The sequence below is a fragment of the Pseudomonas sp. MYb327 genome (assembly GCF_040438925.1).
Classification (GTDB): Bacteria; Pseudomonadota; Gammaproteobacteria; order Pseudomonadales; family Pseudomonadaceae; genus Aquipseudomonas.
Map to the genome: position 1 here is coordinate 4,742,508 of NZ_CP159258.1, position 24,847 is coordinate 4,767,354.

General features: G+C 61.1%; 24 protein-coding genes and 1 pseudogene. 22 read left to right on the forward strand and 3 right to left on the reverse strand.

Going from position 1 to position 24,847, the window contains the following annotated elements:
• Window positions 1-8: 8 nt before the first annotated feature.
• A complete protein-coding gene (gene mscK / locus ABVN21_RS21315) occupies window positions 9-3,359 on the forward strand; it encodes a mechanosensitive channel MscK (RefSeq protein ID WP_339555163.1) in 3,351 nt (1,116 codons plus the stop codon).
• Window positions 3,360-3,407: 48 nt separating this feature from the next.
• Entirely contained in the window at window positions 3,408-4,871 is a 1,464-nt protein-coding gene (gene selO / locus ABVN21_RS21320) for a protein adenylyltransferase SelO (protein WP_339555162.1), read from the forward strand.
• Between the two features lie 6 nt (window positions 4,872-4,877).
• Here selO and ABVN21_RS21325 read toward each other — a convergent pair whose 3' ends face one another.
• Both ABVN21_RS21325 and ABVN21_RS21330 read right to left on the reverse strand, forming a co-directional pair.
• Complete coding sequence (locus tag ABVN21_RS21325) at window positions 4,878-5,279, reverse strand: transcriptional regulator (RefSeq protein WP_339555161.1); 402 nt, start codon at window positions 5,277-5,279, stop codon at window positions 4,878-4,880.
• Window positions 5,276-5,359 (reverse strand): annotated as a pseudogene (locus ABVN21_RS21330) (type II toxin-antitoxin system HigB family toxin); the annotation flags it as partial. The pseudogene ABVN21_RS21330 and the gene ABVN21_RS21325, both read right to left, overlap by 4 nt.
• Before the next feature lie 242 nt (window positions 5,360-5,601).
• On the opposite strand from ABVN21_RS21330, the gene trxC reads away from it, so the two are divergent.
• Window positions 5,602-6,036: a thioredoxin TrxC gene (gene trxC / locus ABVN21_RS21335; RefSeq protein WP_339555160.1), complete on the forward strand. Its 435-nt coding sequence runs from the start codon at window positions 5,602-5,604 to the stop codon at window positions 6,034-6,036.
• A gap of 87 nt (window positions 6,037-6,123) precedes the next feature.
• On the opposite strand, the gene ABVN21_RS21340 is transcribed toward trxC, so the two are convergent.
• Window positions 6,124-6,894, reverse strand: a complete 771-nt coding sequence (locus tag ABVN21_RS21340) for a ParA family protein (RefSeq protein ID WP_339555159.1) — start codon at window positions 6,892-6,894, stop codon at window positions 6,124-6,126.
• A 354-nt stretch (window positions 6,895-7,248) separates the two neighbouring features.
• Here ABVN21_RS21340 and ABVN21_RS21345 point away from each other — a divergent pair, with 354 nt between their 5' ends.
• The 19 genes from ABVN21_RS21345 to ABVN21_RS21435 all read left to right on the forward strand — a co-directional run bounded on the left by ABVN21_RS21345 (window position 7,249) and on the right by ABVN21_RS21435 (window position 24,752).
• On the forward strand, window positions 7,249-7,974 hold the full coding sequence (locus ABVN21_RS21345; RefSeq protein ID WP_339555158.1) for a beta-ketoacyl synthase chain length factor: 726 nt from the start codon (window positions 7,249-7,251) through the stop codon (window positions 7,972-7,974).
• Window positions 7,950-8,759, forward strand: coding sequence for a lysophospholipid acyltransferase family protein (locus ABVN21_RS21350; RefSeq protein ID WP_339555157.1), 810 nt, complete (start codon window positions 7,950-7,952; stop codon window positions 8,757-8,759). Before ABVN21_RS21345 ends, ABVN21_RS21350 begins: the two co-directional genes overlap by 25 nt.
• Complete coding sequence (locus tag ABVN21_RS21355; RefSeq protein ID WP_056852297.1) at window positions 8,740-9,000, forward strand: phosphopantetheine-binding protein; 261 nt, start codon at window positions 8,740-8,742, stop codon at window positions 8,998-9,000. The genes ABVN21_RS21350 and ABVN21_RS21355 overlap by 20 nt, the downstream gene beginning before the upstream one ends.
• 9 nt (window positions 9,001-9,009) lie before the next feature.
• A complete protein-coding gene (locus ABVN21_RS21360) occupies window positions 9,010-9,264 on the forward strand; it encodes an acyl carrier protein (protein ID WP_007992314.1) in 255 nt (84 codons plus the stop codon).
• Entirely contained in the window at window positions 9,261-9,806 is a 546-nt protein-coding gene (locus ABVN21_RS21365) for a hypothetical protein (RefSeq protein WP_339555156.1), read from the forward strand. Before ABVN21_RS21360 ends, ABVN21_RS21365 begins: the two co-directional genes overlap by 4 nt.
• Window positions 9,803-11,482, forward strand: coding sequence for an AMP-binding protein (locus ABVN21_RS21370; RefSeq protein WP_339555155.1), 1,680 nt, complete (start codon window positions 9,803-9,805; stop codon window positions 11,480-11,482). The genes ABVN21_RS21365 and ABVN21_RS21370 overlap by 4 nt, the downstream gene beginning before the upstream one ends.
• A gap of 137 nt (window positions 11,483-11,619) precedes the next feature.
• A complete protein-coding gene (locus tag ABVN21_RS21375; RefSeq protein ID WP_339555154.1) occupies window positions 11,620-12,354 on the forward strand; it encodes a glycosyltransferase family 2 protein in 735 nt (244 codons plus the stop codon).
• Window positions 12,351-13,292: a glycosyl transferase gene (locus ABVN21_RS21380; protein WP_339555153.1), complete on the forward strand. Its 942-nt coding sequence runs from the start codon at window positions 12,351-12,353 to the stop codon at window positions 13,290-13,292. Before ABVN21_RS21375 ends, ABVN21_RS21380 begins: the two co-directional genes overlap by 4 nt.
• Entirely contained in the window at window positions 13,273-14,817 is a 1,545-nt protein-coding gene (locus tag ABVN21_RS21385) for an aromatic amino acid ammonia-lyase (protein WP_339555152.1), read from the forward strand. The genes ABVN21_RS21380 and ABVN21_RS21385 overlap by 20 nt, the downstream gene beginning before the upstream one ends.
• Window positions 14,810-15,235, forward strand: a complete 426-nt coding sequence (locus ABVN21_RS21390; RefSeq protein ID WP_339555151.1) for an acyl-CoA thioesterase — start codon at window positions 14,810-14,812, stop codon at window positions 15,233-15,235. The genes ABVN21_RS21385 and ABVN21_RS21390 overlap by 8 nt, the downstream gene beginning before the upstream one ends.
• Window positions 15,232-15,936 (forward strand): outer membrane lipoprotein carrier protein LolA, encoded by a 705-nt coding sequence (locus ABVN21_RS21395; protein WP_339555150.1) that lies wholly within the window; start codon window positions 15,232-15,234, stop codon window positions 15,934-15,936. Before ABVN21_RS21390 ends, ABVN21_RS21395 begins: the two co-directional genes overlap by 4 nt.
• Window positions 15,920-18,259 (forward strand): MMPL family transporter, encoded by a 2,340-nt coding sequence (locus tag ABVN21_RS21400; RefSeq protein ID WP_339555149.1) that lies wholly within the window; start codon window positions 15,920-15,922, stop codon window positions 18,257-18,259. The genes ABVN21_RS21395 and ABVN21_RS21400 overlap by 17 nt, the downstream gene beginning before the upstream one ends.
• Entirely contained in the window at window positions 18,256-19,416 is a 1,161-nt protein-coding gene (locus ABVN21_RS21405; protein WP_339555148.1) for a sodium:proton antiporter, read from the forward strand. Before ABVN21_RS21400 ends, ABVN21_RS21405 begins: the two co-directional genes overlap by 4 nt.
• Complete coding sequence (locus ABVN21_RS21410; RefSeq protein WP_339555147.1) at window positions 19,403-20,650, forward strand: NAD(P)/FAD-dependent oxidoreductase; 1,248 nt, start codon at window positions 19,403-19,405, stop codon at window positions 20,648-20,650. The genes ABVN21_RS21405 and ABVN21_RS21410 overlap by 14 nt, the downstream gene beginning before the upstream one ends.
• Window positions 20,647-21,150, forward strand: coding sequence for a hypothetical protein (locus ABVN21_RS21415; RefSeq protein WP_339555146.1), 504 nt, complete (start codon window positions 20,647-20,649; stop codon window positions 21,148-21,150). The genes ABVN21_RS21410 and ABVN21_RS21415 overlap by 4 nt, the downstream gene beginning before the upstream one ends.
• The gene (locus tag ABVN21_RS21420) at window positions 21,147-22,343 is read left to right on the forward strand and encodes a beta-ketoacyl-[acyl-carrier-protein] synthase family protein (RefSeq protein WP_339555145.1); all 1,197 of its coding nucleotides are present in this window, start codon (window positions 21,147-21,149) and stop codon (window positions 22,341-22,343) included. Before ABVN21_RS21415 ends, ABVN21_RS21420 begins: the two co-directional genes overlap by 4 nt.
• Window positions 22,340-22,798 carry a hotdog family protein gene (locus ABVN21_RS21425; RefSeq protein ID WP_339555144.1) on the forward strand — a complete coding sequence of 153 codons (459 nt, stop codon included), beginning with the start codon at window positions 22,340-22,342 and terminating at the stop codon, window positions 22,796-22,798. Before ABVN21_RS21420 ends, ABVN21_RS21425 begins: the two co-directional genes overlap by 4 nt.
• The gene (gene fabG, locus ABVN21_RS21430; RefSeq protein ID WP_339555143.1) at window positions 22,798-23,526 is read left to right on the forward strand and encodes a 3-oxoacyl-ACP reductase FabG; all 729 of its coding nucleotides are present in this window, start codon (window positions 22,798-22,800) and stop codon (window positions 23,524-23,526) included. The genes ABVN21_RS21425 and fabG overlap by 1 nt, the downstream gene beginning before the upstream one ends.
• Window positions 23,526-24,752 (forward strand): beta-ketoacyl-ACP synthase, encoded by a 1,227-nt coding sequence (locus ABVN21_RS21435; protein WP_339555142.1) that lies wholly within the window; start codon window positions 23,526-23,528, stop codon window positions 24,750-24,752. The genes fabG and ABVN21_RS21435 overlap by 1 nt, the downstream gene beginning before the upstream one ends.
• Window positions 24,753-24,847 lie beyond the last annotated feature (95 nt).

Consider the following 24,847-nt stretch of genomic DNA (forward strand, 5'->3'; position numbering starts at 1 on the left):
CGGTCTCTATGTCAAGCCTGCGCACTTTTTTCGTCATGGTCCTTTTGGGCCTGAGCCTCTCTGCCGGTACCTTACAAGCCGCCGAACCGCCCACCCGCGAATCCGTGCAGGCGAGCCTGGACAAGATCGCCGACCGTAAACTGCCGGAAGCCGATCAAAAGGCCCTGCAATCGGTCCTGCAAAGCACGCTGACACAGCTAAACAACCAGAGCGATTACGAGCAGAAACTGGTCGACCTCAAGCAACAACTGGCGACCGCCCCCAAACAGACCATCGAAAACCAGCGTGAGCTGACCCGCCTCAAGGCCGGCAGCGTGCCGCCAGTGGCGCAACGCTTTGGCAAAGAGTCGATTCAGCAGCTTGAGCAAATGCTCACCGAGCGTTCGACCCAGCAAAGTGATTTGCAAAAGGCCCTGGGCGACGCCAACAGCCTGATCATTACCGCCCAGACTCGTCCCGAACGCGCCCAGGCGGAAATTTCCGCCAGCCAGACGCGCATCCAGCAGATCAACAACATCCTCAAGTCCGGTAAAGACGCCGGCAAGACCTTGAGTGCCGAGCAGCGCGATCAGCTGAATGCCGAGCTCATGGCGCTGAACGCCCTGATTCCGCTGCGCCGTCAGGAACTGGCCGGAAACAACCAACTGCAAGACCTCGGCAACAGCCAGCATGATCTGTTATCGGAAAAGTCCGACCGCCTGGATCAGGAAATTCAAGAGCTGCAAAACCTGATCAATGAGAAACGCCTCGCTCAATCTCAAGAAACGGTCACCCAGCAATCCATCGAAGCGCAGAAGGCTGGCGGCAGCAGCCTGTTGGCCACCGAGAGCACGGCCAACCTGAAGCTTTCCGACTACCTGCTCAAAAGTACCGACCGTCTCAACGTCGTCACCCAGAAAAACCTGCAAACCAAGCAACAACTGGACAGCCTGACCCAGAGCGATTCCGCCCTGGATGAACAGATCAACGTCCTCAAGGGCAGCCTGTTGCTCTCCAAAATTCTCTACAAACAGAAACAGGCCTTGCCGCGACTGCGGGTTGACCGCGACCTTGCCGACCAGATTGCCGACATTCGCCTGTATCAATTCGAAGTCAGCCAGCAACGCGAACTTCTAAGCAACCCGGCCACCTACGTCGACAACCTGCTGGCAGCCCAGCCGCCCGAGCAGGTCACACCGCAGCTGCGCAAAAGCCTGCTGGAGCTGGCTACAACCCGCGCCGATCTGCTGGAACGGCTGAACCGCGAACTGAGCGCGGTGCTCAACGAATCCATCACCCTGCAGTTGAACCAGAAGCAACTGCTTAGCACTGCACAAAGCCTGCGGGCGACGCTCGATGAGCAGATGTTCTGGATTCCCAGCAACAAGCCGCTGGACCTGGAGTGGCTGCGCGCGGTGCCAGAACGCCTGAAACGTCAGGTCGATACCCTGCCTTGGGCTTCGAGCCTGAGTGAATTGGTTGACGGCCTGACCCAGCGTCCGCTGCTGTTCCTGCCGTTGGCCTTGCTGATTGGCGCACTGCTGTGGCGCCGCAAGCAGTTGTATGCCCGTCTGAACAAGGTTCACCAGGACATCGGCCACTTCAAGCGTGACAGCCAGTGGCACACACCTCAGGCCATTTTGATCAACATCCTGCTGGCGATGCCGGTGGCGCTGGGTCTCGCGCTGTGTGGGCTGGCGTTGCAAATCGACGCTCGCGGGCAGAATGCGAGCATGGGCGCAGCGATACTGCAAATGGCCGGAGCGTGGCTGGTGTTCTACACCGCGTACCGGATTCTGGCGCCAGGTGGCGTGGCAGAACTGCATTTCCGCTGGGAAAAACCCCAGGTTGAATTCCTCCGTGGCTGGGTCCGTCGCCTTGGCATGGTGGTGATGGCGCTGGTCACCGTGGTGGCGGTCGCGGAACTGCAACCGGCGGCCCTGGCCGATGACGTGCTCGGTATGCCGGTGGTGCTCATCTGCTACGCCTTGATGACCTGGCTACTCAGCCGCTTGCTGATCAGCAGCCCAACCCACGAAAACGCCTCGCTGTTCCGCAAGGTCCTGGGCATCCTGTTTACCGCGCTGCCCATCGCGTTGTTCGTGGCCGTGTGCTTCGGCTATTACTACACCGCGCTCAAACTCAGCGACCGGTTGATCAACACCCTTTACTTGCTGATGTTCTGGCTGGTGATCGAAGCAACTTTCGTACGCGGCCTGAGCGTCGCGGCACGACGCCTGGCTTATCAGCGCGCCCTGGCCAAACGTCAGGCGGCGAAAGAGGCCGGCGACGGCGAAGCGGTCATCGAAGAGCCGACTTTGGACATCGAGAAGGTTAACGAACAGTCCCTGCGCCTGATCCGCCTGGCGTTGCTGGGCGGCTTCATCGCCGCGCTGTACTGGGTCTGGTCGGACTTGATTTCGGTGTTCTCGTACCTGGACAACATCACCCTCTACGAATACACCAGCGGCACCGGCGCCAACATGAGCATGGTGCCGATCAGCATTGGCGACATGCTCGGTGCGCTGATCATCATCGGCATCACCTTTGCGCTGGCGCGTAACTTGCCCGGCCTGCTGGAAGTGTTCGTGCTGTCAAAGCTGAATCTGGCTCAGGGCAGCGCCTATGCCACCACTACGTTGCTCTCCTACGTGATCGCCGGCATCGGTTTTGTCTCGACCTTATCGACGCTGGGCGTGAGTTGGGACAAGTTGCAATGGCTGGTCGCCGCGCTTTCGGTCGGCCTCGGCTTCGGCATGCAGGAGATCTTCGCCAACTTCATCTCCGGCATCATGATCCTGTTCGAACGTCCGGTGCGGATCGGCGACACCATCACCATCGGCAACCTGTCGGGCACGGTGAGCAAGATCCGCATCCGCGCCACGACCATCACCGACTTCGACCGCAAGGACATCATCGTCCCGAACAAGACGTTCATTACCGGACAATTGATCAACTGGTCCCTGACCGACACCATCACCCGGGTGACACTGAAGCTCGGGGTCGACTACGGCTCGGACCTGGATCTGGTGAAAGAATTGCTGTTGAAAGCCGCGCGGGAAAACCCACGGGTACTCAAGGAACCGGAGCCGCACGTGTATTTCCTGAATTTCGGCGAAAGTACCCTCGATCACGAGTTGCGCATGCATGTGCGCGACCTCGGCGACCGCAACCCGGTGCTCGACGAGGTCAACCGCTTCATCAACCGCGAGTTCAAGAAGCAGCACATCAACATCTCGTTCCGGCAGATGGAGGTTTACCTCAAGAACCTTCATGGCCAGGAGTACAAGATGGTGCCGATTGAGCCGGAAGCAAAAACCATCGTGCCGTTGGTCGACGGCAAACCGGTGCAAGAGCCACCTCCCGCCAAGCTCGACTAACCGGTCTTTCCCCAGCAGAATGCTCGGACATTCTGCTGGAGCCGGCCCTTGAAAGCCCTCGACGAACTGACCTTCGATAATCGCTTCGACCGTCTGGGCGATGCGTTTTCCGCCCATGTGCTGCCCGAGCCCATCGACAACCCGCGTCTCGTGGTCGCGAGCCCGGCCGCCATGGCGTTGCTGGACCTCGACCCGGCCGTGGCCGAAACCCCGGAATTCGCCGAATTGTTCAGCGGCCACAAACTCTGGGCCGACGCGATTCCCCGGGCGATGGTCTATTCCGGCCATCAGTTCGGCTCCTACAACCCGCAACTGGGCGACGGTCGCGGCCTGTTGCTGGGCGAGGTGTATAACGAGGCCGGCGAGCACTGGGACCTGCATCTGAAAGGCGCCGGGCAAACGCCTTTTTCGCGCATGGGCGACGGACGGGCGGTACTGCGCTCGTCGATCCGCGAATTCCTTGCCTCCGAAGCCCTGCATGCGCTGAATATCCCGAGCACCCGGGCGCTGTGCGTGATCGGCTCCGACACGCCGGTCTGGCGCGAGAAGCAGGAACGCGCGGCCATGGTGCTGCGTCTGGCGCCGAGCCACGTGCGCTTCGGACACTTCGAATATTTCTACTACACCAAACGCCCCGAGAAGCAGAAAGAACTGGGCGACCACGTGCTGGCCATGCACTTTCCCGAGTGCCTGGAGCAACCGGAACCCTATCTGGCGATGTTTCGTGAAATCGTCGAGCGCAACGCCGAACTGATCGCCAAGTGGCAGGCCTATGGCTTCTGCCACGGAGTAATGAACACCGACAACATGTCGATCCTTGGCATTACTTTCGACTTCGGCCCGTTCGCCTTCCTTGACGACTTCGACGCCAACTTCATCTGCAATCACTCCGACGATCAGGGCCGCTACTCCTTCAGCAACCAGGTGCCCATCGGTCAGTGGAACCTCAGCGCGCTGGCCCAGGCCCTGACACCGTTCATCAGCGTCGAAGCCCTACGCGAAACCCTTGGCTTGTACCTGCCGCTGTTCCAGGCCCATTACCTCGACCTGATGCGCCGCCGCCTCGGCCTCACCACCGCCGAAGACGACGACCAGAAACTGCTGGAAAACCTGCTGCAACTGATGCAAAACAGCGGCGTCGATTACAGCCTGTTCTTCCGCCGCCTGGGCGAGGAATCACCGGAAGCGGCCGTCGCCCGCTTGCGCGATGACTTCGTTGACCTCAAGGGCTTCGATGCCTGGGCCGAGCTGTACATCGCCCGGGTGGCTCGCGAAGGCGAGCTGGATCAAGCGCAACGCCGCCAACGCATGCACGCGGTCAACCCGCTGTACATCCTGCGTAATTACCTGGCGCAAAAGGCTATCGATGCGGCGGAAAGTGGTGATTATTCGGAAGTTCGTCGACTGCATGCAGTGTTGAGCAAGCCGTTCGAGGAGCAACCGGGGATGGAAAACTATGCCGAACGGCCGCCGGAGTGGGGCAAGCATTTGGAGATCAGTTGTTCTTCCTGAACACTGTCAGATGAAGGTTTCCACCGATACACGAAAGCGTTCGGACAACCAGCGGATCTGCCGCAGGTTGAGCTGACGCTTGCCGCTCAGGATCTCGGATACCACCGACTGAGTGCCGACACCGGGCAGGTCGCTCTGGGTCAGGCCATGTTCCCGCATCAAGTACCCGAGGACGTCGGCACCGCTAGGCTTCGGCATTGGGTGATGCTTGTTATCCCATTCCTCAATCCAGTCACCAATGATCTCTACCAGGCTCATCAGAGGATGGTTCTCATCGAGGCCAGTCATCTCGAGCAACTCGTCTAGCGCTTGCACCAACTTGTCATAGTCGTCTTCATTTTTTGGCTTGCGTAGCAAAGGGGAAACGAACTCCCAATGCTCGGCAGCCCTTTTGATCAGAACACTCATGTTCTTTCCTCCTTCCATTTTCCGCGATCATATTCGCGGTGATCCAGCACGTGCTTGATATAAAGCTTTTGCGACCGATACCCATATTGTCTTGGCTTCACGTATTCGTTTTTGGCTGATGACATGCATGCAACATCCTTATCGCACTCTGCTATGGGGAGTTAATCACAGCTCAAAATATCGCAAGTTGCGATAATCATAAAATGACCAATGGTCTCGCTCAGTACGACTCAGCCTAGTTTTATCGACTGACACTGCACGATTGAAAATATGAGCAAACGTCTCCAAATAGAAGCGATCGGCTTCTTAACAGGACTTCCTCATGACCACCCCACTTCTCATCCCCTGCCCCCACTGCAACGGCCTTAACCGCATCCCCGCCGAGCGCCTGGGCGACCATCCCAAATGCGGTCGCTGCAAGGCTGAAGTCCTGCTGAACAAACCCTTCGAACTCAAGCAAGGCGACTACGCCAGTCAAATCAAAGGTGATCTGCCGCTGCTGGTGGACGTTTGGGCGGACTGGTGCGGGCCGTGCAAATCCTTTGCACCGGTGTTCGAGCAGGCGGCGGGGCAATTGGCGGGCAAGTGTCGACTGGCCAAGCTGGATAGCGAGGCGAACCAGCAGTTGTCGGCGCAGTTGGGGATTCGCTCGATTCCGAGTTTGATTCTGTTCAAGAACGGTCGGGAAGTTGCTCGCCAAAGTGGAGCATTCCCGCTGCCGCAGTTGATGAGCTGGTTGCGCAGCCAGGGAATCTGACGCCGCATTAAAAGATCGCAGCCTGCGGCAGCTCCTACGCTTTGCGTAACCCTGCAGGAGCTGCCGAAGGCTGCGATCGTTTGATCTTCAGCTGTTTTCCAGCAAGTTATGCAACTCGACAAACTGCTGAGTCAGCTTGTGCCGCGGATCGAGATGGATCAGCGGCGTGTTGGCCTGATGGGATTCGCGCATACGCACCGAGCTGCCCAGGTACACCGGCAACACCGGCAAGCCTTCGGCGATCAGTTCGTCGAGGATTTGCTGCGGCAGGCTGGCGCGGGCCTGGAACTGGTTGACCACAATGCCTTCGACTTCCAGGCCTTCGTTGTGATCTTCCTTCAGTTCTTCTATTTCAGCCAGCAGACCGTATAGCGCCTGACGAGAAAAACTGTCGCAATCGAACGGGATCAGCACACGATCGGCGGCAATTAGCGCTGAAACCGCATAAAAATTCAAAGCCGGAGGCGTATCCAGGTAAATACGGTCGTAATCGCCATCAAGCTCCTCAAGCAATTTTCGCAGCTTGTTGATCTTGTGCTTGGCCTCAAGCTTGGGCTGCAAATCCGCCAGCTCGGCCGTGGCAGTGATGACGTGCAGGTTGTCGAACGGGGTTTCGTAGATATCGACCGAGTTTTTCTTGGAGAAAGGCCCGGAAGACAAGGTTTGCTTGAAGAAATCGGCAATCCCCATCGGGATGTCTTCGCCGGTGAGCCCCGTCAGGTACTGAGTGGAGTTGGCCTGGGCATCGAGATCCACCAACAAGGTGCGATAACCCTCGCTGGCGCTGACCGCCGCCAGATTGCAGGCAATGCTGGACTTGCCCACGCCACCTTTCTGATTGAACACCACGCGCCGCATGTCAAAACCTCCGTGTATCAAAGAATGACCGAGTGTAGTGGGCCTCGGCGGTGCTTAGCTACCGCGCAGGCATAGGGACTACACAGTCATAGCCGATCTCTCGCGGAAAAAGCCGAAAAAAAGGCTTGGGGATAAAAATCAAAACCGACAGACGGGCCGTGGACAATGTGAATAATTATCAAACGTCCAGTTTTTGCGAACCAATCGGTACATATCATTGAGCAAAATGTAACCAGTATTTGCTACACGTCCGCCGCACCCGGATAATGCGCGCCACTCGGCGCAATCGCCACGTAGGTGAGTCGTGGTTTTCGGCCACTCATCGCGTCAACGAAGCCTGCAAGGGCGGGATGAATGTCTGTGATCAATTTCAACATCGCCCAATGGCGCGCGTGGGCCCCAGGGCTCGAAAGCGTGGACGATTGGCAAGCCTGGAGCCGACAACCGGTCGTGCTACCGGGCAGCGATGCCGCCCCGGATGTTTCGTTTCTACCGGCCATGCAGCGCCGGCGACTCAGCCGTCTGGCGCGAATGGCGTTCTGCGTCGGCTGGCCTTTGGCCGAGGGCCGCCAGGACTTGCCGTTGGTCTTTGTATCCCGACACGGCGAAACCCCGCGCACATTCGACATCCTCAGCGAACTGGCGGTTGATCAGCCGCTGTCGCCCACTCAGTTCAGTCTCTCGGTGCACAACGCGATCATCGGCCTATGGTCGATCCTGCGCGGCGAAACCAGCGAAATGACGGCCCTCGCGGCGGCAGGCGATGGCCTGGAGCACGGCATGCTGGAAGCTGCTGCCCTGCTGAACGAAGGCGCTCCCGCAGTATTGTTGGTGATGACCGAGGAACAGCCGCCTGAGGCCTACTCGACCTGGATCGACGATGTGCCGTTCCCGTATGCCATCGGCCTGCTGATCACGCCGGGTAATGACTGGCAGCTGTCCCTGAACAGCCCCACGGATGCGTTGTCCAAATCCCGCTGGCCCCACGCGCTGAATCTGTTGCAAGTGCTGCTCGGCCAGCAAACGACCTGCCAACATGCCTGGAAAAATCGTGTATGGACCTGGCAACGCAACCCATGACTGAAAAGCACCGCGACGCCTATTACTGGCGCCTGCTGGCCACTGCCGCGAGCTTCACCCTGTTCGGGCTGGGCGGACTTTGCCTGCGATTGTTGGTATTCCCGTTGTTGAGCTGCCTGCCGGGCGATGCCCAGACACACCGGCTACGCGCGCGGCAAACCGTCAGTCGCTGCTTCTGGTTTTTCATCCGTTTCATGGCCCGTGCCGGCGTGCTGACCTACGACATCCAGGGTGCAGAAAAACTCGGGCGCCCAGGACAGATGATCATGGCCAATCACCCATCGTTGATCGACGTGGTGTTCCTGATCGGCCTGGTGCGCCACGCCAATTGCGTGGTCAAGCAAAGTCTCTGGGAAAACCCCTTTACCCGCAGTCCGCTACGCCGCACCGAATACATCAGCAATGACGGCAGCATGGACATGCTCGATGCGGCCGCCGAGGCGTTAAACAGTGGCCAGACCCTGATCATCTTTCCCGAAGGCACCCGCACCCCACCCGGCCAGGCGCCAGCCTTTCATCGGGGGGGTGCGGCTATTGCCTTGCGGGGTGCGAAAATCCTCACCCCGGTCATCATCAAAGTCAGCCCGACTACATTGACCAAGGCCGAGCCCTGGTATCGGATACCCAAGCGCCGCGTGCACTTCAGTTTCCGGGTCGGGGCCGATATAGACCCACAGGCCTTCGCCGCGCTGGGCCCTGCGCCGCAGGCTTCGCGCAAGCTCAATGATTATCTACATTCTTACTTTATTAAGGAGCTCGCCGAAGATGAGCGATCTGCACCGTGATATCAAAATGCTTATCATCGACGCCCTCGGCCTCGAAGACATCAGCGCCGACGACATTGGCGACGACCAGACACTGTTCGGCGAAGGCCTGGGCCTGGACTCGGTAGACGCTCTGGAACTCGGCCTGGCCATCCAGAAAAAGTACGGCATCAAAATCGACGCCGACGCCAAGGACACGCGTAATCACTTCAGTAACGTGGCGAGCCTTGCGGCGTTCGTCACTGCAAAACAGGCAGCTTGAGACCGGACCATGCAAACTCGTGACGACATTTTCAACACCCTGCGCGATGCCTTGGTCGAGCTGTTCGAACTGGACCCTGAGCGCGTGAGTCTGGAATCGAACCTGTACCAGGACCTGGAAATCGACAGCATTGATGCGGTCGACCTGATCGATCACATCAAACGTCAGACCGGCAAGAAAATCGCCGCCGAGGAATTCAAATCGGTGCGTACCGTCAGTGACGTGGTCGAGGCGGTCTACCGCCTGGTTCAACCAGCCGCATGAGCCGACTGATCGGCCTCGGCCTGCTGCTGGCGGGCTTGCTGTACCCCTTTGCGGTTTATTTCGGCATGCAGCACTTCGCGCCATGGCAGTTCGGCCTGCTGCTGGGCAGCCTGTGGCTGGCCCGCGCGCTGACAGGTAGACGACGGCCGGGCAGTTTATGGATGGCCCTTACGGCCATCGTTTTCTGCCTGTTGCTGGCGCTGTTCGACAGCCCGGTGCTGTTGCGCTGGTATCCGGTACTGATCAGCGGCTTCATGCTGGGCCTGTTCGGACTGAGCCTGGTTTACGGCCCGCCGGTGGTCGAACGCCTGGCGCGCTTGAGTGAACCGCACCTGCCAGCCAAGGGCATTCGCTATACCCGCCAGGTGACCATCGCCTGGAGCGTATTTTTTCTTTGCAACGGTTTGTGCGCCGCCGCCCTGACGCTGTGGGCGCCGCTGAGCTGGTGGATGTTGTACACCGGCCTGATTTCCTACGGATTGATAGGCCTGATGTTTGCCATTGAATGGCTGATACGACAACGGGTAAGAGGCCGCCCATGAATTGGATAAAACTTGAGCACTTGCTGCTCAAGCCGCAAGCGGAACGTGCCGTGACGGCCGAGCCGCTGCTCAACCACGCACAACTATGCGAACAGGCCCTGAAACTGGCCGCCGGCCTACAAGCCCAAGGTGTGCAGCGCATCGCCGTGCATCTTGAAGACGCCGCCGACCTGGCGATTGCCCTGCTTGGTGCCTGGCGTGTCGGGGTCAGCGTGTTGTTGCCGGCCGACCTGCAACCCCAGACCCGCCAACGCTGGTCGGGCGAAGTCGATCTGTGGCTGACCGATCAGGCCGATGACGCGCACCTGCTCGATTTCAAACGCCCGCCAATCGGCGCTGCGGCACTGGACCTGGATCGCTGTTCGTTGAGCCTGTGCACCTCCGGCTCCAGCGGCGAACCCAAGCGCATCGACAAAACCCTGCGCCAACTGGTCAATGAAGTCCAAGCCCTGGAGCAACTGTGGGGCGCTGACCTGGGTCCGGCGTGCATCATCGGCAGCGTCGCTACCCAACACATTTATGGCCTGCTGTTCCGCGTGCTATGGCCGCTGTGCGCCGGTCGCCCGTTCGTGCGCAAGCAACTGGCCTTCCCGGAGGATTTGCAGCGCGCCAGTCGCCAATATCCGGCGTTCGCCTGGGTCGCCAGCCCGGCGCTGCTCAAGCGCATGGGCGATAACCTCGACTGGCCGGCGTTGAGCGCGGTGCGTCGGGTGTTTTCTTCCGGTGGCGCGCTGCCGGTCGAAGCCGCGCAGAGCCTGCACCAACGCCTGAACCAATGGCCTTCGGAAATCTTCGGCAGCTCGGAAACCGGTGGCATTGCCTGGCGTCAGGGCCATGACCTCTGGCAGCCCTTCGCCGATGTAGCACTGAACCAGGACGATGACGGCGCGCTGCTGATCTCCTCGCCCTACTTGCCGGCCGGCCACATCGAACACACCGCCGATGCGGTGCGAATCGCCGCCGATGGCCGTTTCGAACTGCTCGGGCGGCTGGACCGTATCGTCAAACTGGAAGAAAAACGTATCTCGTTACCCATGCTCGAAAAGGCGCTGATGGACCACGATTGGGTCGCTGAAGCGCGCCTCGGCGTTGTTCAGGAAAACCGCGCCTCGCTCGGGGCGTTGCTGGTGCTGACCGAAGCGGGATTGCACGCCTTGCGCAACCAGGGTCGACGCACCCTGACCGAAGAGCTGCGCCAACACCTGAGTCAACATTGCGAAGCCCTGGCCTTGCCACGACGCTGGCGCTTGCTGCGTCAACTGCCGCTGAACACCCAGGGCAAACTGCCCCAGACTGACGTCGAAGCCTTGCTGCTGGCACCGCGCCCCAAAGTGCCGGAAGTGCTGGAGCAAGTCGAAGTCGATGGCGAATGGAGCCTGCAACTGGGGGTGCCGCCGGATCTGGCCTACTTCAGCGGCCATTTCCCTCGGGCGCCGGTGTTGCCCGGTGTGGTGCAAGTGGAATGGGCGCTGAACCTGGGCCAGCAACTGATGAACCTGCCGGAAAAATTCGCCGGCATGGAAGTGCTGAAATTCCAGCAACTGGTGCGTCCTGGCGATGAAGTGCAGCTGCATCTGCGGTTTGACCCGGTACGCAGCAAGTTGTATTTCGCCTACCGCAACGAAACCGCCACCTGCTCCAGCGGGCGGATTTTGCTGGAGGCGGCGCATGCATAACAAACGGAGCTTCCTGACTCAGGAGTGCCCTTTGTGGCGAGGGAGCTTGCTCCCGCCGGGCTGCGAAGCGGCCCCAATGTTGGCGAGCACTTCGCACTCGAGCGGGAGCAAGCTCCCTCGCCACAAGGTTTGCGCTCATGCATAACCCCTGCGCCGTCATTCCGGTCTACAACCACGAAACCGCCATCACCACGGTGGTCGAGGCGCTGCTTGCCAGTGATCTACCGTGCATTCTGGTGGACGACGCCAGCAGCCCGACGTGCGCAAAAGTGCTCGATCACCTGGCCCAGCGCGATAACGTTCACCTGATCCGCCTCGCCGCCAATCAGGGCAAAGGCGCAGCGGTGATGACCGGTCTGCGTGAAGCCTCACGCCTGGGTTTCAGCCACGCCTTGCAGGTGGACGCCGACGGCCAGCACGACCTGCAAGACGTCAAACGTTTCATCGAGCACTCTCGCGCCCATCCCGAGGCGGTGATCTGCGGCTATCCGCGATATGACGACAGCGTGCCGAAGGGTCGTTTGTACGCGCGCTACCTGACCCACGTCATGGTCTGGATCAACACCCTGTCGTTGCAGATTCGCGATTCCATGTGCGGCTTTCGCGTCTATCCATTGCCACCGACGCTGGCACTCATCGACACCGCGAAGATCGGTAAACGCATGGATTTCGACTCGGACATCCTGGTACGACTGGCCTGGCGCAATCAGCCGATGCAGTGGCTGCAAACCAGAGTTCACTACCCGCTGGACGGGGTTTCGCACTTTCGCCTGTTCCACGACAACGTGTTGATTTCGAGCATGCACACCCGGTTGTTCTTCGGCATGTTGCTGCGCTCACCCCTGATCCTCTGGCGCCGGTGGCGAACATGAACTCGGACAAACAGCACTGGGCCGACCGCGAGGAGCGCGGCAGTTTCTGGCTGATGAAGCTCACCGCGTTCGGCGCCAAAGTGCTCGGCCGCCGACTGCTGAGCCCGGTGCTGTACGGCATCGTGCTGTACTTTTTCCTGTTCGGTCGCAGCGCCCGTCACAGTGCCTGGCAATATCAGCAACGCCTGGCCGACTGGAGCGGTCGCGACGAACTGCGCCCGACCCACTGGCGGGTGTTTGGCCAGTTCATGGCCTTTGCCGATTCCATGCTCGACAAGCTCGACGTGTGGAATGGCAAACTGAGCATCGAGCAGATCGAAATCATCGACCCGGCCCTGCTGCGCAACCAATTGCGAGGTACCCGTGGGCAGATGCTGGTGGGCGCGCATCTGGGCAATCTCGAGGTGTGTCGCGCACTGGCGGAGATCGGCGAAAGGGTCACCATGAACGTGCTGGTGCACACCAAGCACGCCGAGCAGTTCAACCGCTTGCTGGGCGAAGCCGGCGCGACCAATTTGCGCTTGATTCAGGTCAGCGAACTGGACCCGGTGATCATGCTGCAACTGCACGAGCGCCTGGAGCGCGGCGAGTGGCTGGCAATTGCCGGCGACCGCGTGCCATTGCATGGCGGGCGCAGCGTGACCGTGGACTTCCTCGGCCACCCGGCAAAATTCCCGCAAGGGCCGTGGCTGCTGGCGGGTCTGCTGAAATGCCCGATCAACCTGTTGATGTGCCTGAAGAAGCCCGACGGCGATTATCGCCTGACGATCGAGCCGTTCGCTGAAGCGATCGCCTGGAAACGCAGCGACCGCGAGCAGGTCATTCATCAGTGGGCCTCCCGCTACGCTGCGCGCCTGAGTCACTATTGCCTCGACGCGCCTCAACAATGGTTCAACTTTTACCCTTTCTGGAAGACCGATGACGACGCCAACGCTTGAGCCGGTTACCTTCGGCGAACTCCCTTTGCGCATCGAGGACGTATTGGCCCTGGCCAACCGTCAGGCGCCGACGCAGTTGCAAGGCGACCCAGAGTTCCGCCAGCGGATCGCCAAGGGCGCGCAGTTCCTCGATTCCCTGCTCGACAAGGAAGGCGTGATCTACGGCGTGACCACCGGTTACGGCGATTCCTGCGTGGTGGCGGTGCCGCTGCATCACGTCGAGGCGTTGCCCCGTCATCTGTATACCTTCCATGGCTGCGGACTGGGCAAGTTGCTCGACGCCCAGGCCACCCGCGCAGTGCTGGCGGCGCGATTGCAGTCGCTGTGCCACGGCGTTTCCGGAGTGCGCGTGGAATTGCTGGAACGCCTGCAAGCGTTTCTCGAACACGACATTCTGCCGCTGATTCCCGAAGAAGGTTCCGTCGGCGCCAGCGGTGATTTGACGCCGCTGTCCTACGTTGCCGCGACCCTGTCCGGCGAGCGCGAAGTGATGTTCCGGGGCGAACGCCGTCAGGCCGCCGATGTGCATCGCGAACTCGGTTGGCAACCACTGGTGCTGCGCCCGAAAGAAGCGCTGGCGTTGATGAACGGCACCGCCGTCATGACCGGCCTCGCTTGCCTGGCCTACGCCCGCGCCGATTACCTGCTGCAACTGGCAACGCGTATCACCGCGCTGAACGTAGTCGCCCTGCAAGGCAACCCTGAGCATTTCGACGAGCGCCTGTTTGCCGCCAAGCCGCATCCGGGGCAGATGCAAGTCGCCGCCTGGCTGCGCAAGGATTTGGCGATCGATGCGCCGACCGCGCCGCTGCATCGCTTGCAAGACCGCTATTCCCTGCGCTGCGCGCCCCACGTCCTCGGCGTATTGGCCGACAGCCTGCACTGGCTGCGTTCGTTCATCGAGATCGAACTGAACAGCGCCAACGACAACCCGATCATCGACGCCGAAGCCGAGCGGGTGCTGCACGGCGGACACTTCTATGGTGGCCACATCGCGTTCGCCATGGACAGCCTGAAAAACCTCGTGGCCAACGTCGCCGACCTGCTGGATCGGCAACTCGCTTTATTGGTGGACGAACGCTACAACCATGGTTTGCCGAGCAACCTCTCCGGCGCCAGCGCCGAGCGTGCCATGCTCAATCACGGCTTCAAGGCCGTGCAGATCGGCACCAGCGCCTGGACCGCCGAAGCGCTGAAAAACACCATGCCGGCCAGCGTCTTCTCGCGTTCCACCGAGTGCCACAATCAGGACAAGGTAAGCATGGGCACCATCGCCGCCCGCGATGCGATTCGCGTGCTGGAGCTGACCGAACAGGTTGCCGCCGCCACCCTGCTCGCCGCCAATCAGGGCGTGTGGCTACGCGGCCGGGCCGAAGACGCGCGGCCACTTCCTCCAGCCCTGGCCGCCATGCACGAAGCACTGGCCAAGGATTTCCCGCCGGTCATCGAAGACCGCGCACTGGAAGGCGAATTGCGCCTGTGCCTGCAACATATCGCTGAACAACACTGGAGGCTGCATGCGTAGCAAGGGAGTGCTTCACACCGATACGGAAATCCTCGTGCCGTTCTTTGACGTCGACAGCATGCACGTCGTCTGGCACGGCCATTACATCAAGTACCTGGAAGTCGCCCGTTGCGCCTTGCTGGACAAGATCGGCCACAACTACAGCGCCATGTCCGAGTCCGGCTATGCCTGGCCGGTGATCGACCTGCAACTGCGCTACGTACGCGCCGCCGTGTTCGGCCAGAAGCTGAACGTGCGGGCCAACCTGGTGGAGTGGGAGAACCGTCTGAAGATCAACTACCTGATCAGCGATGTGCAGACCGGCGAACGCTTGACCCGCGCCGTTTCCGTGCAGGTCGCCGTCGACATGAACAACCGCGAAATGCAGCTGGCCTCGCCGAAGGTGTTCACCGATGCCGTAGAGAGGGCCTTGCCATGATTTTCTGCCACCGCCGTTCCCCTGTAGGAGCTGGCTTGCCAGCGATGGTCGTTAACGATGACGCTGGGCACCTGACACCCCGCAGAGCTCTCAGGTTTTTCGCGAGCAGGCTCGCTCCCACAGTGCTCTGCGTGTTACTGGGCGTTCCAGTGCTCGCTCACGCTTTTGATCTGCAACAACTGAGCGATCAACTGGCCAAACCCGACGTGATCCACGGCAGCTTCATCCAGGAAAAACACCTGCGTGCCCTGCCCCAGCCGCTGACTAGCAAAGGCACTTTCGTCCTGGCGAAAAACCACGGTTTGCTGTGGTTGCTGAAAACACCGTTGCAGCAGGATTACCGCATTACCGCCAAAGGCATTGCCCGACGCGATGCCAATGGTTGGCAGATGTTGCCGGGCAAGAGCGCCGGAGCCGAGCAGAACCGTTTGTTCCTCGCTGTGTTGCAAGGCGACAGCAGCGGCTTGCAACGGGATTTCGAGCTGTCGCTGATCGGCGATGCACAGCATTGGAAGCTGACGCTGCTGCCGCGTTCGATGCTGCTCAAGCAAGTGTTCAACCAGATCAACATCGCCGGCGGCGAGCTGGTAAACAGCATCGAACTGCTGGAAACCCAGGGCGACACCACTTTGCTGCGGATGCAGGACAGCACCGCCACTCAACCGTTGAGCGACGCGGAGCAACATGACTTTGCCGAGTGAACGCAGGCTGCCGCGGCTGTTCCTGATCCTGCTGCTGGCAATGCTCGCGCTCGCCGGTTGGCAATGGCGTGACGGCGCCCCGCTGTCGGCCAACCTGATGGAACTGGTGCCCGGCACCGCGCCGGACGCGCTGGAGTTGCGCGCCGAACAACGCATGCAAGAACCGTTGAACCGCGAAATGCTGGTGCTGGTCGGCCATACGAATCGTGAACAAGCCGTCGCCATGGCGCAAAAACTCGGCGATCAGTGGCAGGCCAGCGGCCTGTTCGAAAAGGTCCAGTGGAACCTGCAAGCCGATCTGCCGGCCCTGCGCACGCAACTGCTGCAAGGCCGATTGGCGATGCTTTCGGCGGACGATCGCCAGCAGTTGATCGAACACCCCGGCGCTTTTATCCAGCAACGGGTGCAGGCGCTGTTCGATCCCTTTACCGGTTTCAGCCTGGTGCCTAGTCAGGACGACTGGCTGGGCCTGACCGGGCGTATCCAGAACAGCCAGCCGCAACACGGTTCGGTGAAACTGGACATCGGCAGCGGCGCCCTGATTGCCGATGCCGACGGCAAGAGTTGGGTGCTGCTGCGCGCGCGAACCACCGGCAACGCCTTCGACATGAACCTGCCACTACAAGTGGCTGATTTGCTCCAGCACAGTCGCGAACAAGCGGCCGGCGCCGACGTGCAATTGCTCGCCGCCAGCGGTTTGCTGTACGCGGCCAACGGTCAACGACAAGCCACCCGTGAAATGACTTGGGTCGGCGGCGGCGCCACGGTCGGGATTCTGCTGCTGTTGCTGCTGGCCTTCCGCCGCTGGCGCGTGTTGCTGGCGTTCGTTCCGGTGCTGGTGGGCATGTTGTTCGGTGCAGTGGCTTGCGTGGCGTTGTTCGGCCACATGCACGTGATGACGCTGGTGCTCGGTTCGAGCCTGATCGGCGTCGCGGTCGATTACCCGCTGCATTACCTGTCCAAGAGCTGGAGCCTGAAACCCTGGCACAGCTGGCCGGCCCTGCGCCTGACGTTGCCGGGGCTGACCCTGAGCCTGATCACCAGTGCCATCGGCTACCTCGCTCTGGCCTGGACACCGTTTCCGGCGCTGACCCAAATCGCGGTGTTCTCCGCTGCCGGTTTGCTCGGCGCTTATCTGTCCGCCGTGTGTCTGCTGCCGGCGTTGCTCAAGGGTGTGGATTTGCGCCCGACGCAGTGGCCATTGCGGGTTTCCGAGTTTTTGCTGGGACGTCGCGAAGCGCTGCTCAAACACCTGAGTACGCCGGTGTTGCTGGCGCTACTGATCGCGTTTTGCGTCGGCGGCTTGTTGCAACTCGAGGCTAAAAATGACATCCGTCAGTGGGTCGGCGCACCGCAACAATTGACCGATGAAGCGCAAACCATCGCCCGTATTACCGGCTATCAACCCACCAGCCAGTTCTTTCTGGTGCAGGGCGCTGATCAACAACAATTGCTCGAACGCCTGAGCGCCTTGAGCGATCGCCTGGATCAACTGGTCAACCTGGACAAACTCCAGGGTTACTTGTCGCTCAATCAACTGGTCAGCCCGCCGAGCGAACAGCAGCAAGCGCGTGAAGCGCTGAGCAAACTGCCACAGTTCTGGCAGCCGTTGCTCGATGTCGGCGTGCCCGTCGAGGCGCTGCAAGCCGAGTTGACGAAGTTGCAGGCGTTGCCCGCCGAGGACATCGACGCGGCGCTGGCCGGCCCCTTGTCCGAGCCTTATCGGGCGCTGTGGCTCGGGCCAACCGAGAATGGCGTAGCGGCAATGGTCAGCCTGCAAGGCCTGAACAACCCGTCCCTGCTGCGGGTTCAGGCCGAGGATTTGCAGGGCGTCGTGCTGGTGGATCGCTTGGGTGAGTTGAACGAGGTCTTCGCCGCCACTCAGATCAGCGCCGCCGAACTTAAACTCGCATCCTGTGCGCTGATTGTTTTGGTGTTGATCCTGCCGTTCGGTTTCGGTGGCGCGCTGCGCATTGTTTCCCTGCCGCTGCTGGCGGCGCTGTGCAGCCTCGCCAGCCTCGGTTGGCTGGGCCAGCCATTGACCCTGTTCAGCCTGTTCGGCCTGTTGCTGGTGACAGCGATCAGCGTCGACTACGCGATCCTCATGCGCGAGCAGGTCGGCGGCGCCGCCGTGAGCCTGCTGGGCACCTTGCTGGCGGCGTTGACCACCTGGCTGTCGTTCGGTCTGCTGGCGGTATCGAGCACGCCGGCGGTGAGCAATTTCGGTCTGTCGGTCAGCCTTGGCCTGATCTTCAGTTTCATGCTCGCGCCTTGGGCCGGCCGACATGTGCAGGCGGCCCACGTCGCGGAGCCAGCAGCATGATGGTCGTGCTGTTTTGGGCGATGGCCCTGGCGCTGTTTGCCGTGGCGACCCGCATCGGGCGCCACCTTGGCTTGATCCCGATCGTCAGTCAGTTACTGTTCGCAACGGTCGGCCTTCCGCTGTTGATGTACTTCTGGATCGAACCCCATTGGCAATTGAGCGGCGCCGCGCTGGTGTCGCCGATCTGGCTGAAGAACCTCTACAGCCTGAGTTTCGCGCTGCTGCTCGGTTACATCCTCAGCGACGTGATCGACCTGCAACTGGATCGCCAGAGCCTGAAAATCGCCCTGCCGAGTTTCTGCATCCCGTTTGCCTGTGGCATCGCCACGGCGATCTGGCTGTTGCCGCCACAGCCGTGGATCAGCTCGCTGGCGGTCGGCCTGTTGTTCGCCATTACCGCGATTCCGGTGTTGTACCTGTACCTGCGACATATCGATTACCCGCCAGCCGCGACCCGGCGACTGGTGCAAACCGCGATCCTCATCGACCTGACGTGCTGGACCCTGTTCGCCATCGCCCAGGGCACCCTGCACCTGAGCAGTCTGCTGCTGCCCCTGGCCGGCGCCTGCCTGCCCGTGTTGCTGCGCTTGCTCGGCCTGCGTCAGGCATGGCTGTACAGCGCCTGCTTTTTCGCGCTGCTGGTGGTCGCCGAACATTACAAACTCAACGCGCTGATTTTCGGCATCGGTTTTTTGCTGCTCATGGCCGCACTGAAGGCGCCGCTGATACTGCCGTTTCCGGTGCGCTGGATGATTGCCCTGCAAACATACATAGCCATCCCGCTGATACTCACGTTCGGCATCGTGCAGATCAACGTGCACAGCGCCATGGACAGCCTCGGCTGGGTGCAACTGGCGGCGCTGCTGCTGTTGCCGATATCCAGCAAACTTTTGGGTAACTGGCTCGGCCTCGGCTGGGCCGGCGCCTCGTTCCACGGCGCCAGCCGCTGGCGGGAAAGTGTGCTGCTGAACATTCGTGGCTTGAGCGAGATCGTCTTTCTCAACTTGCTGCTGCAACAACAGCTCATCAGCACGCCGCTGTACTTTGCACTGATGTTGATGGGCCTGATCGCCACACTGCTGCCGGCACTCGCCGGCATGCACCGGATTCCCTTGAAAGCTGCCGCCCCGGCAAGGAGCCCACATGCCAACCGTTGAAATCGAACGTCGTCAGATCGTGGTTATCGGCGCAGGTCCTTCCGGCGCCATTGCCGCTGCACTTCTCAAGCGCAAGGGCCACGACGTACTGGTGATCGAACGCCAGCATTTCCCCCGGTTTTCCATCGGTGAAAGCCTGTTGTCGCACTGCCTGGATTTCGTCGAAGAGGCGGGCATGCTCGACACCGTCAACGCCGCCGGTTTCCAGCTGAAAACCGGTGCGGCGTTTGCCTGGGGTGAGCGTTACAGCACCTTCGATTTCGGTGACACGCTCACCCGCGGCAAACCGACGACATTCCAGGTACAACGGGCCGATTTCGACAAACTGCTGGCCGATCAGGCCGCGTTGCAAGGTGTGGAAATCCGTTACGGCGAGACCATCTTCAGCGTAGATATCGATCAGTCCAGACCGCAACTCGGCGTACGTCGTGAGGATGGCAGCGAGTACCAAATCGAGGCCGGGTTCATGCTCGACGCCAGCGGCTACGGCCGTGTCCTGCCGCGCTTGCTCGACCTTGAGGCACCGTCGAATTTCCCGGTGCGCCAGGCCGTGTTCACCCACGTCGAAGATCACATCGACCACCCGAATTTCGACCGCACCAAAATTCTCATCACCACTCACCCGACAAAGCGTGATGTGTGGTTCTGGACCATCCCCTTCAGCAACGGGCGCTGCTCGGTCGGCGTGGTCGCCGCACAGGAACATTTCGACGGTCGCACCGACAATCTGGATGACTGCCTGCGCGGGTTCATCGATGAAACCCCGAGTCTGTCCGGTGTGCTGGGCAACGCCGTGTGGGACACCCCGGCGCGAACCATCGGCGGTTACTCGGCCAACGTCAAAACCCTGCACGGGCCGGGCTTTGCCTTGCTAGGCAATGCGGCGGAATTCCTCGACCCGGTGTTTTCCTCCGGCGTGACCATCGCCATGCGCTCGGCGAGCATGGCCGCCGCTGTCCTGCACCGCCAGTTGCAAGGCGAAACTGTCGACTGGCAGGGTGAATTCGCCGCACCGCTCAAGCGCGGGGTCGACACGTTCCGCTGCTACGTCGAAGGTTGGTACAACGGGACTTTCCAGGACGTGATTTACCATGAGGGCGGTTCACCGGAGATCCGCCGCATGATTAGCTCGATCCTCGCCGGGTACGCCTGGGACGAACGCAATCCGTTCGTCAGCGAAGCCAAGCGCCGTCTGAAAGTGATTTCCGAACTCTGCGCAAAGGATGGAACATGAGCCACTTGAGCAACACCTGCGCTCGTTTCCTGCTGCTGGGTTGCCTCCTGCTGCTGAGCGCCTGCGCCAGCCAGGCGCCGCTGCCCGAGCAAACGCCGAGTCTGCCGTTGCCGATGCAATTGCACATCCAGCGCCTGCAAGCGGAACAACGTCAGGATTGGGTGCTGGTGATCCAGCGTGAAGGCCCGGCCATTCGCTGGTCGATGATGGACCTGCTGGGCATTCCCCAGGCACGCCAGAAACTGGCCGACGGATCGTGGCACGCCGATGGCTTGCTGCCGCCCAATCCCGAAGCCCGGGAGTTGTTCGCAGCGCTGCTGTTTGCCCTGACCCCGAAAGATGAGTTGCAGGGCAACTACCCCACTGCTTGGCAACATGGGGCACAACGCTCCCTGCCCGAGCGTTGGGACGTCCGTTATTCCCAACCGATGAGCTTTGAATTGAACCTGCCCAAAGGCCCGAAATATCTCGTCACGCCCTTGAGTGGTGACGCGCCATGACGGCCTATCTGAATGCCCTCGGGGTGATTTGCGCTCTCGGTCGCGACAAGGACGAAGTCGCCCGCAACCTGTTTGCCGGCGATTGCTCGGGCATGCGCAGCGAAGCGGGCTGGGTGCCGGAGCGGTCGTTGCCGGTGGGTGCGGTCCGTGGCGAACTGACGGCGATTCCCGCTGAGCTGTCCCGGCAACACACACGCAACAATCAACTGCTGCTCGAAGCAGCGCTGCAAATTCGCCAGGACGTCGATCAAGCGATCCAGACCTACGGTCGCGACCGCATCGGTGTCGTGCTGGGCACCAGCACTTCGGGCATCGACGAAGCCAGCCAGGGCCTGGCCCACTACATTCGCGAGCAGCACTTCCCGCCGCAATACGACTATCAGCAACAGGAGCTCGGCGCTCCGGCGAACTTTCTCGCCGACTGGCTGCAATTGAGCGGGCCGGCCTATGTAATTTCCACGGCCTGCACCTCCAGCGCCCGCGCGCTGATGAGTGCCCAGCGCTTGCTGGACCTGGGTGTTTGCGACGCGGTGCTGTGCGGCGGTGTCGATAGCTTGTGCAAATTGACTCTCAACGGTTTCTCGGCGCTGGAAGCGGTGTCCGAACAGCGCTGCAATCCGTTTTCGGTCAACCGTAACGGCATCAACATCGGCGAAGCGGCGGCTTTGTTCCTGATGACCCGACGTGCAGGCGATAACCCGTCGATTGCCTTGCTCGGCAGCGGCGCCAGCTCCGATGCGCACCACATTTCAGCCCCGGAACCCAGCGGCCGAGGCGCCCTGCAAGCCATGCGCAAGGCAATGGCCCGGGCGAACCTGCAACCGCAACAAATCGCCTACCTGAACCTGCACGGCACTGCGACGCAACACAACGACGCCATGGAAAGCCAGGCCGTAGCGACGCTTTTCCCGGCCGGCGTACTCTGCTCGTCGACCAAACCCATGACCGGTCACACCCTCGGCGCGGCCGGCGCGCTGGAAGCGGCGTTCTGCTGGCTGAGCCTGAACACGGGCAATCGCGAGCACGCCCTGCCGCCCCACGTGTGGGATGGCCAACCGGATCCCGATCTTCCGGCCCTGAAATGGGTGACCCCGACTGATCGCCTGGCGTCCACTGGTCCCCGCTACTTGATGAGCAATTCCTTTGCCTTCGGTGGCAACAACGTCAGCCTGATTATCGGAGACGCCCCATGATTGACTGGCCGCTCGCCGAACTGCTGCCCCACGCTGGCGATATGATCCTTATCGACCAGATCCTCGCGTTCGATGAAGAACAGATTCACACCCGCCTCACCGTCAAGCCCGATGGCCTGTTCAACCTTCCGGACGGCAGCCTGCCGGCCTGGGTCGGTATCGAACTGATGGCGCAGAGCGTGGCCGCGTACGCCGGTTGCCATGCGCGCCAGCGTGGCGATGCCGTGGCACTTGGCTTCCTGCTCGGCAGCCGTAAATTCGAATGCAATGTCGAAAGCTTTCCGGCCGGCACCGAGCTGACCATCCACGGCATTCGCTCGCTGGAAGACGACAACGGCATGGGCGTATTCGAATGCCACATCAATGCGCCCGGTATTCACGCCACCGCCCGGTTGAACGTGTATCGCCCGCCCCAGCCCACTCAATATCTCCATGAACCCGAAGGAGTCCAGTAATGACTGAATCCGTACTGGTCACCGGTTCCAGCCGTGGTATTGGCCGCGCCATCGCCCTGCGCCTGGCCCAGGCCGGGCATGACATCGTGTTGCATTGCCGCAGCGGCCTGGCCGATGCGCAGGCAGTGCAGGCCGAAGTCGAAGCCTTGGGACGCAACGCGCGCATCCTGCAATTCGATGTATCCGACCGCGCCAGTTGCAAAGCCATTCTCGAAGCCGACGTGGAAACCCACGGTGCCTATTACGGCGTGGTGCTCAACGCCGGTCTGACGCGTGACGGTGCTTTTCCGGCGCTGAGCGAGGATGATTGGGATGTGGTGATGCGCACTAACCTCGACGGGTTCTACAACGTGCTGCACCCGGTGATGATGCCGATGATTCGTCGTCGCGCCGCCGGACGGATTGTCTGCATCACCTCGGTGTCCGGGTTGATCGGCAACCGTGGCCAGGTCAACTACAGTGCCTCGAAGGCCGGGTTGATCGGAGCGGCGAAGTCGTTGGCGATCGAACTGGGCAAGCGCAAAATCACCGTCAACTGTGTCGCACCCGGCCTGATCGACACCGCCATGCTCGACGAGAATGTACCGGTGGAAGAATTGATGAAAATGATCCCCGCACAACGCATGGGCACCCCGGAAGAGGTGGCCGGCGCGGTGAATTTCCTGATGTCGGCGGAAGCGTCGTACATCACCCGGCAGGTTCTGGCCGTCAATGGAGGCCTGTGCTGATGAAACGCGTGGTCGTCACCGGCATGGCCGGCATCACTTCACTGGGCAGCGATTGGGACACCATCGCCGGCCATTTCGCGGACAACCGCAGCGGCATTCGCCGGATGGACGAGTGGGATCGCTTCACCGAACTCAACACCCGCCTGGCCGGACCCATTGATGACTTCAAGGTGCCAAGCCACTGGACCCGCAAGCAACTGCGCAGCATGGGCCGGGTTTCGCGGCTTGCCGTGGGCGCGGCGGAGATGGCGTTGGCGGACGCCGGGTTGCTCGGCGATGAATCGATCAAGGACGGCCGCATGGGCGTCGCCTGCGGTTCGTCCACCGGCAGCACCGACGAGATCAAGGCGTTCGGCAACATGCTGCTCAACTCGGTGGCCGAGGGCCTGAACGCCAACTCCTACGTGCGCATGATGCCGCACACCACGGCGGCCAACATCAGCATCTTCTTCGGCCTCACCGGCCGCCTGATCCCGACCTCCAGCGCCTGCACCAGCGGCAGCCAGGGCATCGGCTATGCCTACGAGGCCATCAAGTTCGGTCGCCTGCCACTGATGCTCGCCGGCGGTGCCGAGGAGCTGTGCCCGACCGAAGCCATGGTCTTCGACGCGCTCTACGCCACCAGCCTGAAAAACGACGCCCCGCAGACTTCACCACGTCCTTACGACAGCGCCCGCGATGGCCTCGTAATCGGCGAAGGTGGCGGCATGCTGGTGCTCGAAGAACTGGAACACGCCCTCGCTCGCGGTGCGCACATCCACGCCGAGATCGTCGGTTTCGGCAGCAATGCCGATGGCCAGCACACCACCCGCCCGGAGCAAGTCACCATGCGCCGGGCCATGGAACTGGCCCTTGAAGATGCCGGTCTCCAGCCGTCGGACATCGGCTACGTCAACGGCCACGGCACCGCGACCGAACAGGGCGACATCGCCGAAACCATGGCCACCAGCAGCCTGTTCGGCGAGCACATGCCCATCAGCTCGCAAAAGAGCTTCCTCGGCCATACCCTCGGCGCCTGTGGCGCACTGGAATCCTGGTTCAGCATCGAAATGATGAACCGCGACCTCTACGCCCACACCCTCAACCTCGACGACATCGACCCCCACTGCGGCAAACTGGATTACCTGCGCGGCGAGTTCCGGCAGATGAGCAACCAGTACGTGATGAACAATAATTTCGCGTTTGGCGGGGTGAATACTTCGTTGATTTTCAAGCGCTGGTCTTAGAACGACGATCTGCAATGAACAACTGTGGCGAGGGAGCTTGCTCTCGCTGGGGCGCGAAGCGGCCCCAAAAAAAGGACTGCTGTGCAGTCCAACGG

Excerpts from the sequence above, each read along its gene's own strand:
- mscK (WP_339555163.1), top strand. The coding sequence starts at position 9 with ATGTCAAGCCTGCGCACTTTTTTCGTCATGGTCCTTTTGGGCCTGAGC.
- ABVN21_RS21325 (WP_339555161.1), bottom strand. The coding sequence starts at position 5,279 with ATGAGTGTTCTGATCAAAAGGGCTGCCGAGCATTGGGAGTTCGTTTCC.
- trxC (WP_339555160.1), top strand. The coding sequence starts at position 5,602 with ATGACCACCCCACTTCTCATCCCCTGCCCCCACTGCAACGGCCTTAAC.
- ABVN21_RS21340 (WP_339555159.1), bottom strand. The coding sequence starts at position 6,894 with ATGCGGCGCGTGGTGTTCAATCAGAAAGGTGGCGTGGGCAAGTCCAGC.
- ABVN21_RS21345 (WP_339555158.1), top strand. The coding sequence starts at position 7,249 with ATGTCTGTGATCAATTTCAACATCGCCCAATGGCGCGCGTGGGCCCCA.
- ABVN21_RS21350 (WP_339555157.1), top strand. The coding sequence starts at position 7,950 with ATGGACCTGGCAACGCAACCCATGACTGAAAAGCACCGCGACGCCTAT.
- ABVN21_RS21355 (WP_056852297.1), top strand. The coding sequence starts at position 8,740 with ATGAGCGATCTGCACCGTGATATCAAAATGCTTATCATCGACGCCCTC.
- ABVN21_RS21360 (WP_007992314.1), top strand. The coding sequence starts at position 9,010 with ATGCAAACTCGTGACGACATTTTCAACACCCTGCGCGATGCCTTGGTC.
- ABVN21_RS21365 (WP_339555156.1), top strand. The coding sequence starts at position 9,261 with ATGAGCCGACTGATCGGCCTCGGCCTGCTGCTGGCGGGCTTGCTGTAC.
- ABVN21_RS21370 (WP_339555155.1), top strand. The coding sequence starts at position 9,803 with ATGAATTGGATAAAACTTGAGCACTTGCTGCTCAAGCCGCAAGCGGAA.
- ABVN21_RS21375 (WP_339555154.1), top strand. The coding sequence starts at position 11,620 with ATGCATAACCCCTGCGCCGTCATTCCGGTCTACAACCACGAAACCGCC.
- ABVN21_RS21380 (WP_339555153.1), top strand. The coding sequence starts at position 12,351 with ATGAACTCGGACAAACAGCACTGGGCCGACCGCGAGGAGCGCGGCAGT.
- ABVN21_RS21385 (WP_339555152.1), top strand. The coding sequence starts at position 13,273 with ATGACGACGCCAACGCTTGAGCCGGTTACCTTCGGCGAACTCCCTTTG.
- ABVN21_RS21390 (WP_339555151.1), top strand. The coding sequence starts at position 14,810 with ATGCGTAGCAAGGGAGTGCTTCACACCGATACGGAAATCCTCGTGCCG.
- ABVN21_RS21395 (WP_339555150.1), top strand. The coding sequence starts at position 15,232 with ATGATTTTCTGCCACCGCCGTTCCCCTGTAGGAGCTGGCTTGCCAGCG.
- ABVN21_RS21400 (WP_339555149.1), top strand. The coding sequence starts at position 15,920 with ATGACTTTGCCGAGTGAACGCAGGCTGCCGCGGCTGTTCCTGATCCTG.
- ABVN21_RS21405 (WP_339555148.1), top strand. The coding sequence starts at position 18,256 with ATGATGGTCGTGCTGTTTTGGGCGATGGCCCTGGCGCTGTTTGCCGTG.
- ABVN21_RS21410 (WP_339555147.1), top strand. The coding sequence starts at position 19,403 with ATGCCAACCGTTGAAATCGAACGTCGTCAGATCGTGGTTATCGGCGCA.
- ABVN21_RS21415 (WP_339555146.1), top strand. The coding sequence starts at position 20,647 with ATGAGCCACTTGAGCAACACCTGCGCTCGTTTCCTGCTGCTGGGTTGC.
- ABVN21_RS21420 (WP_339555145.1), top strand. The coding sequence starts at position 21,147 with ATGACGGCCTATCTGAATGCCCTCGGGGTGATTTGCGCTCTCGGTCGC.
- ABVN21_RS21425 (WP_339555144.1), top strand. The coding sequence starts at position 22,340 with ATGATTGACTGGCCGCTCGCCGAACTGCTGCCCCACGCTGGCGATATG.
- fabG (WP_339555143.1), top strand. The coding sequence starts at position 22,798 with ATGACTGAATCCGTACTGGTCACCGGTTCCAGCCGTGGTATTGGCCGC.
- ABVN21_RS21435 (WP_339555142.1), top strand. The coding sequence starts at position 23,526 with ATGAAACGCGTGGTCGTCACCGGCATGGCCGGCATCACTTCACTGGGC.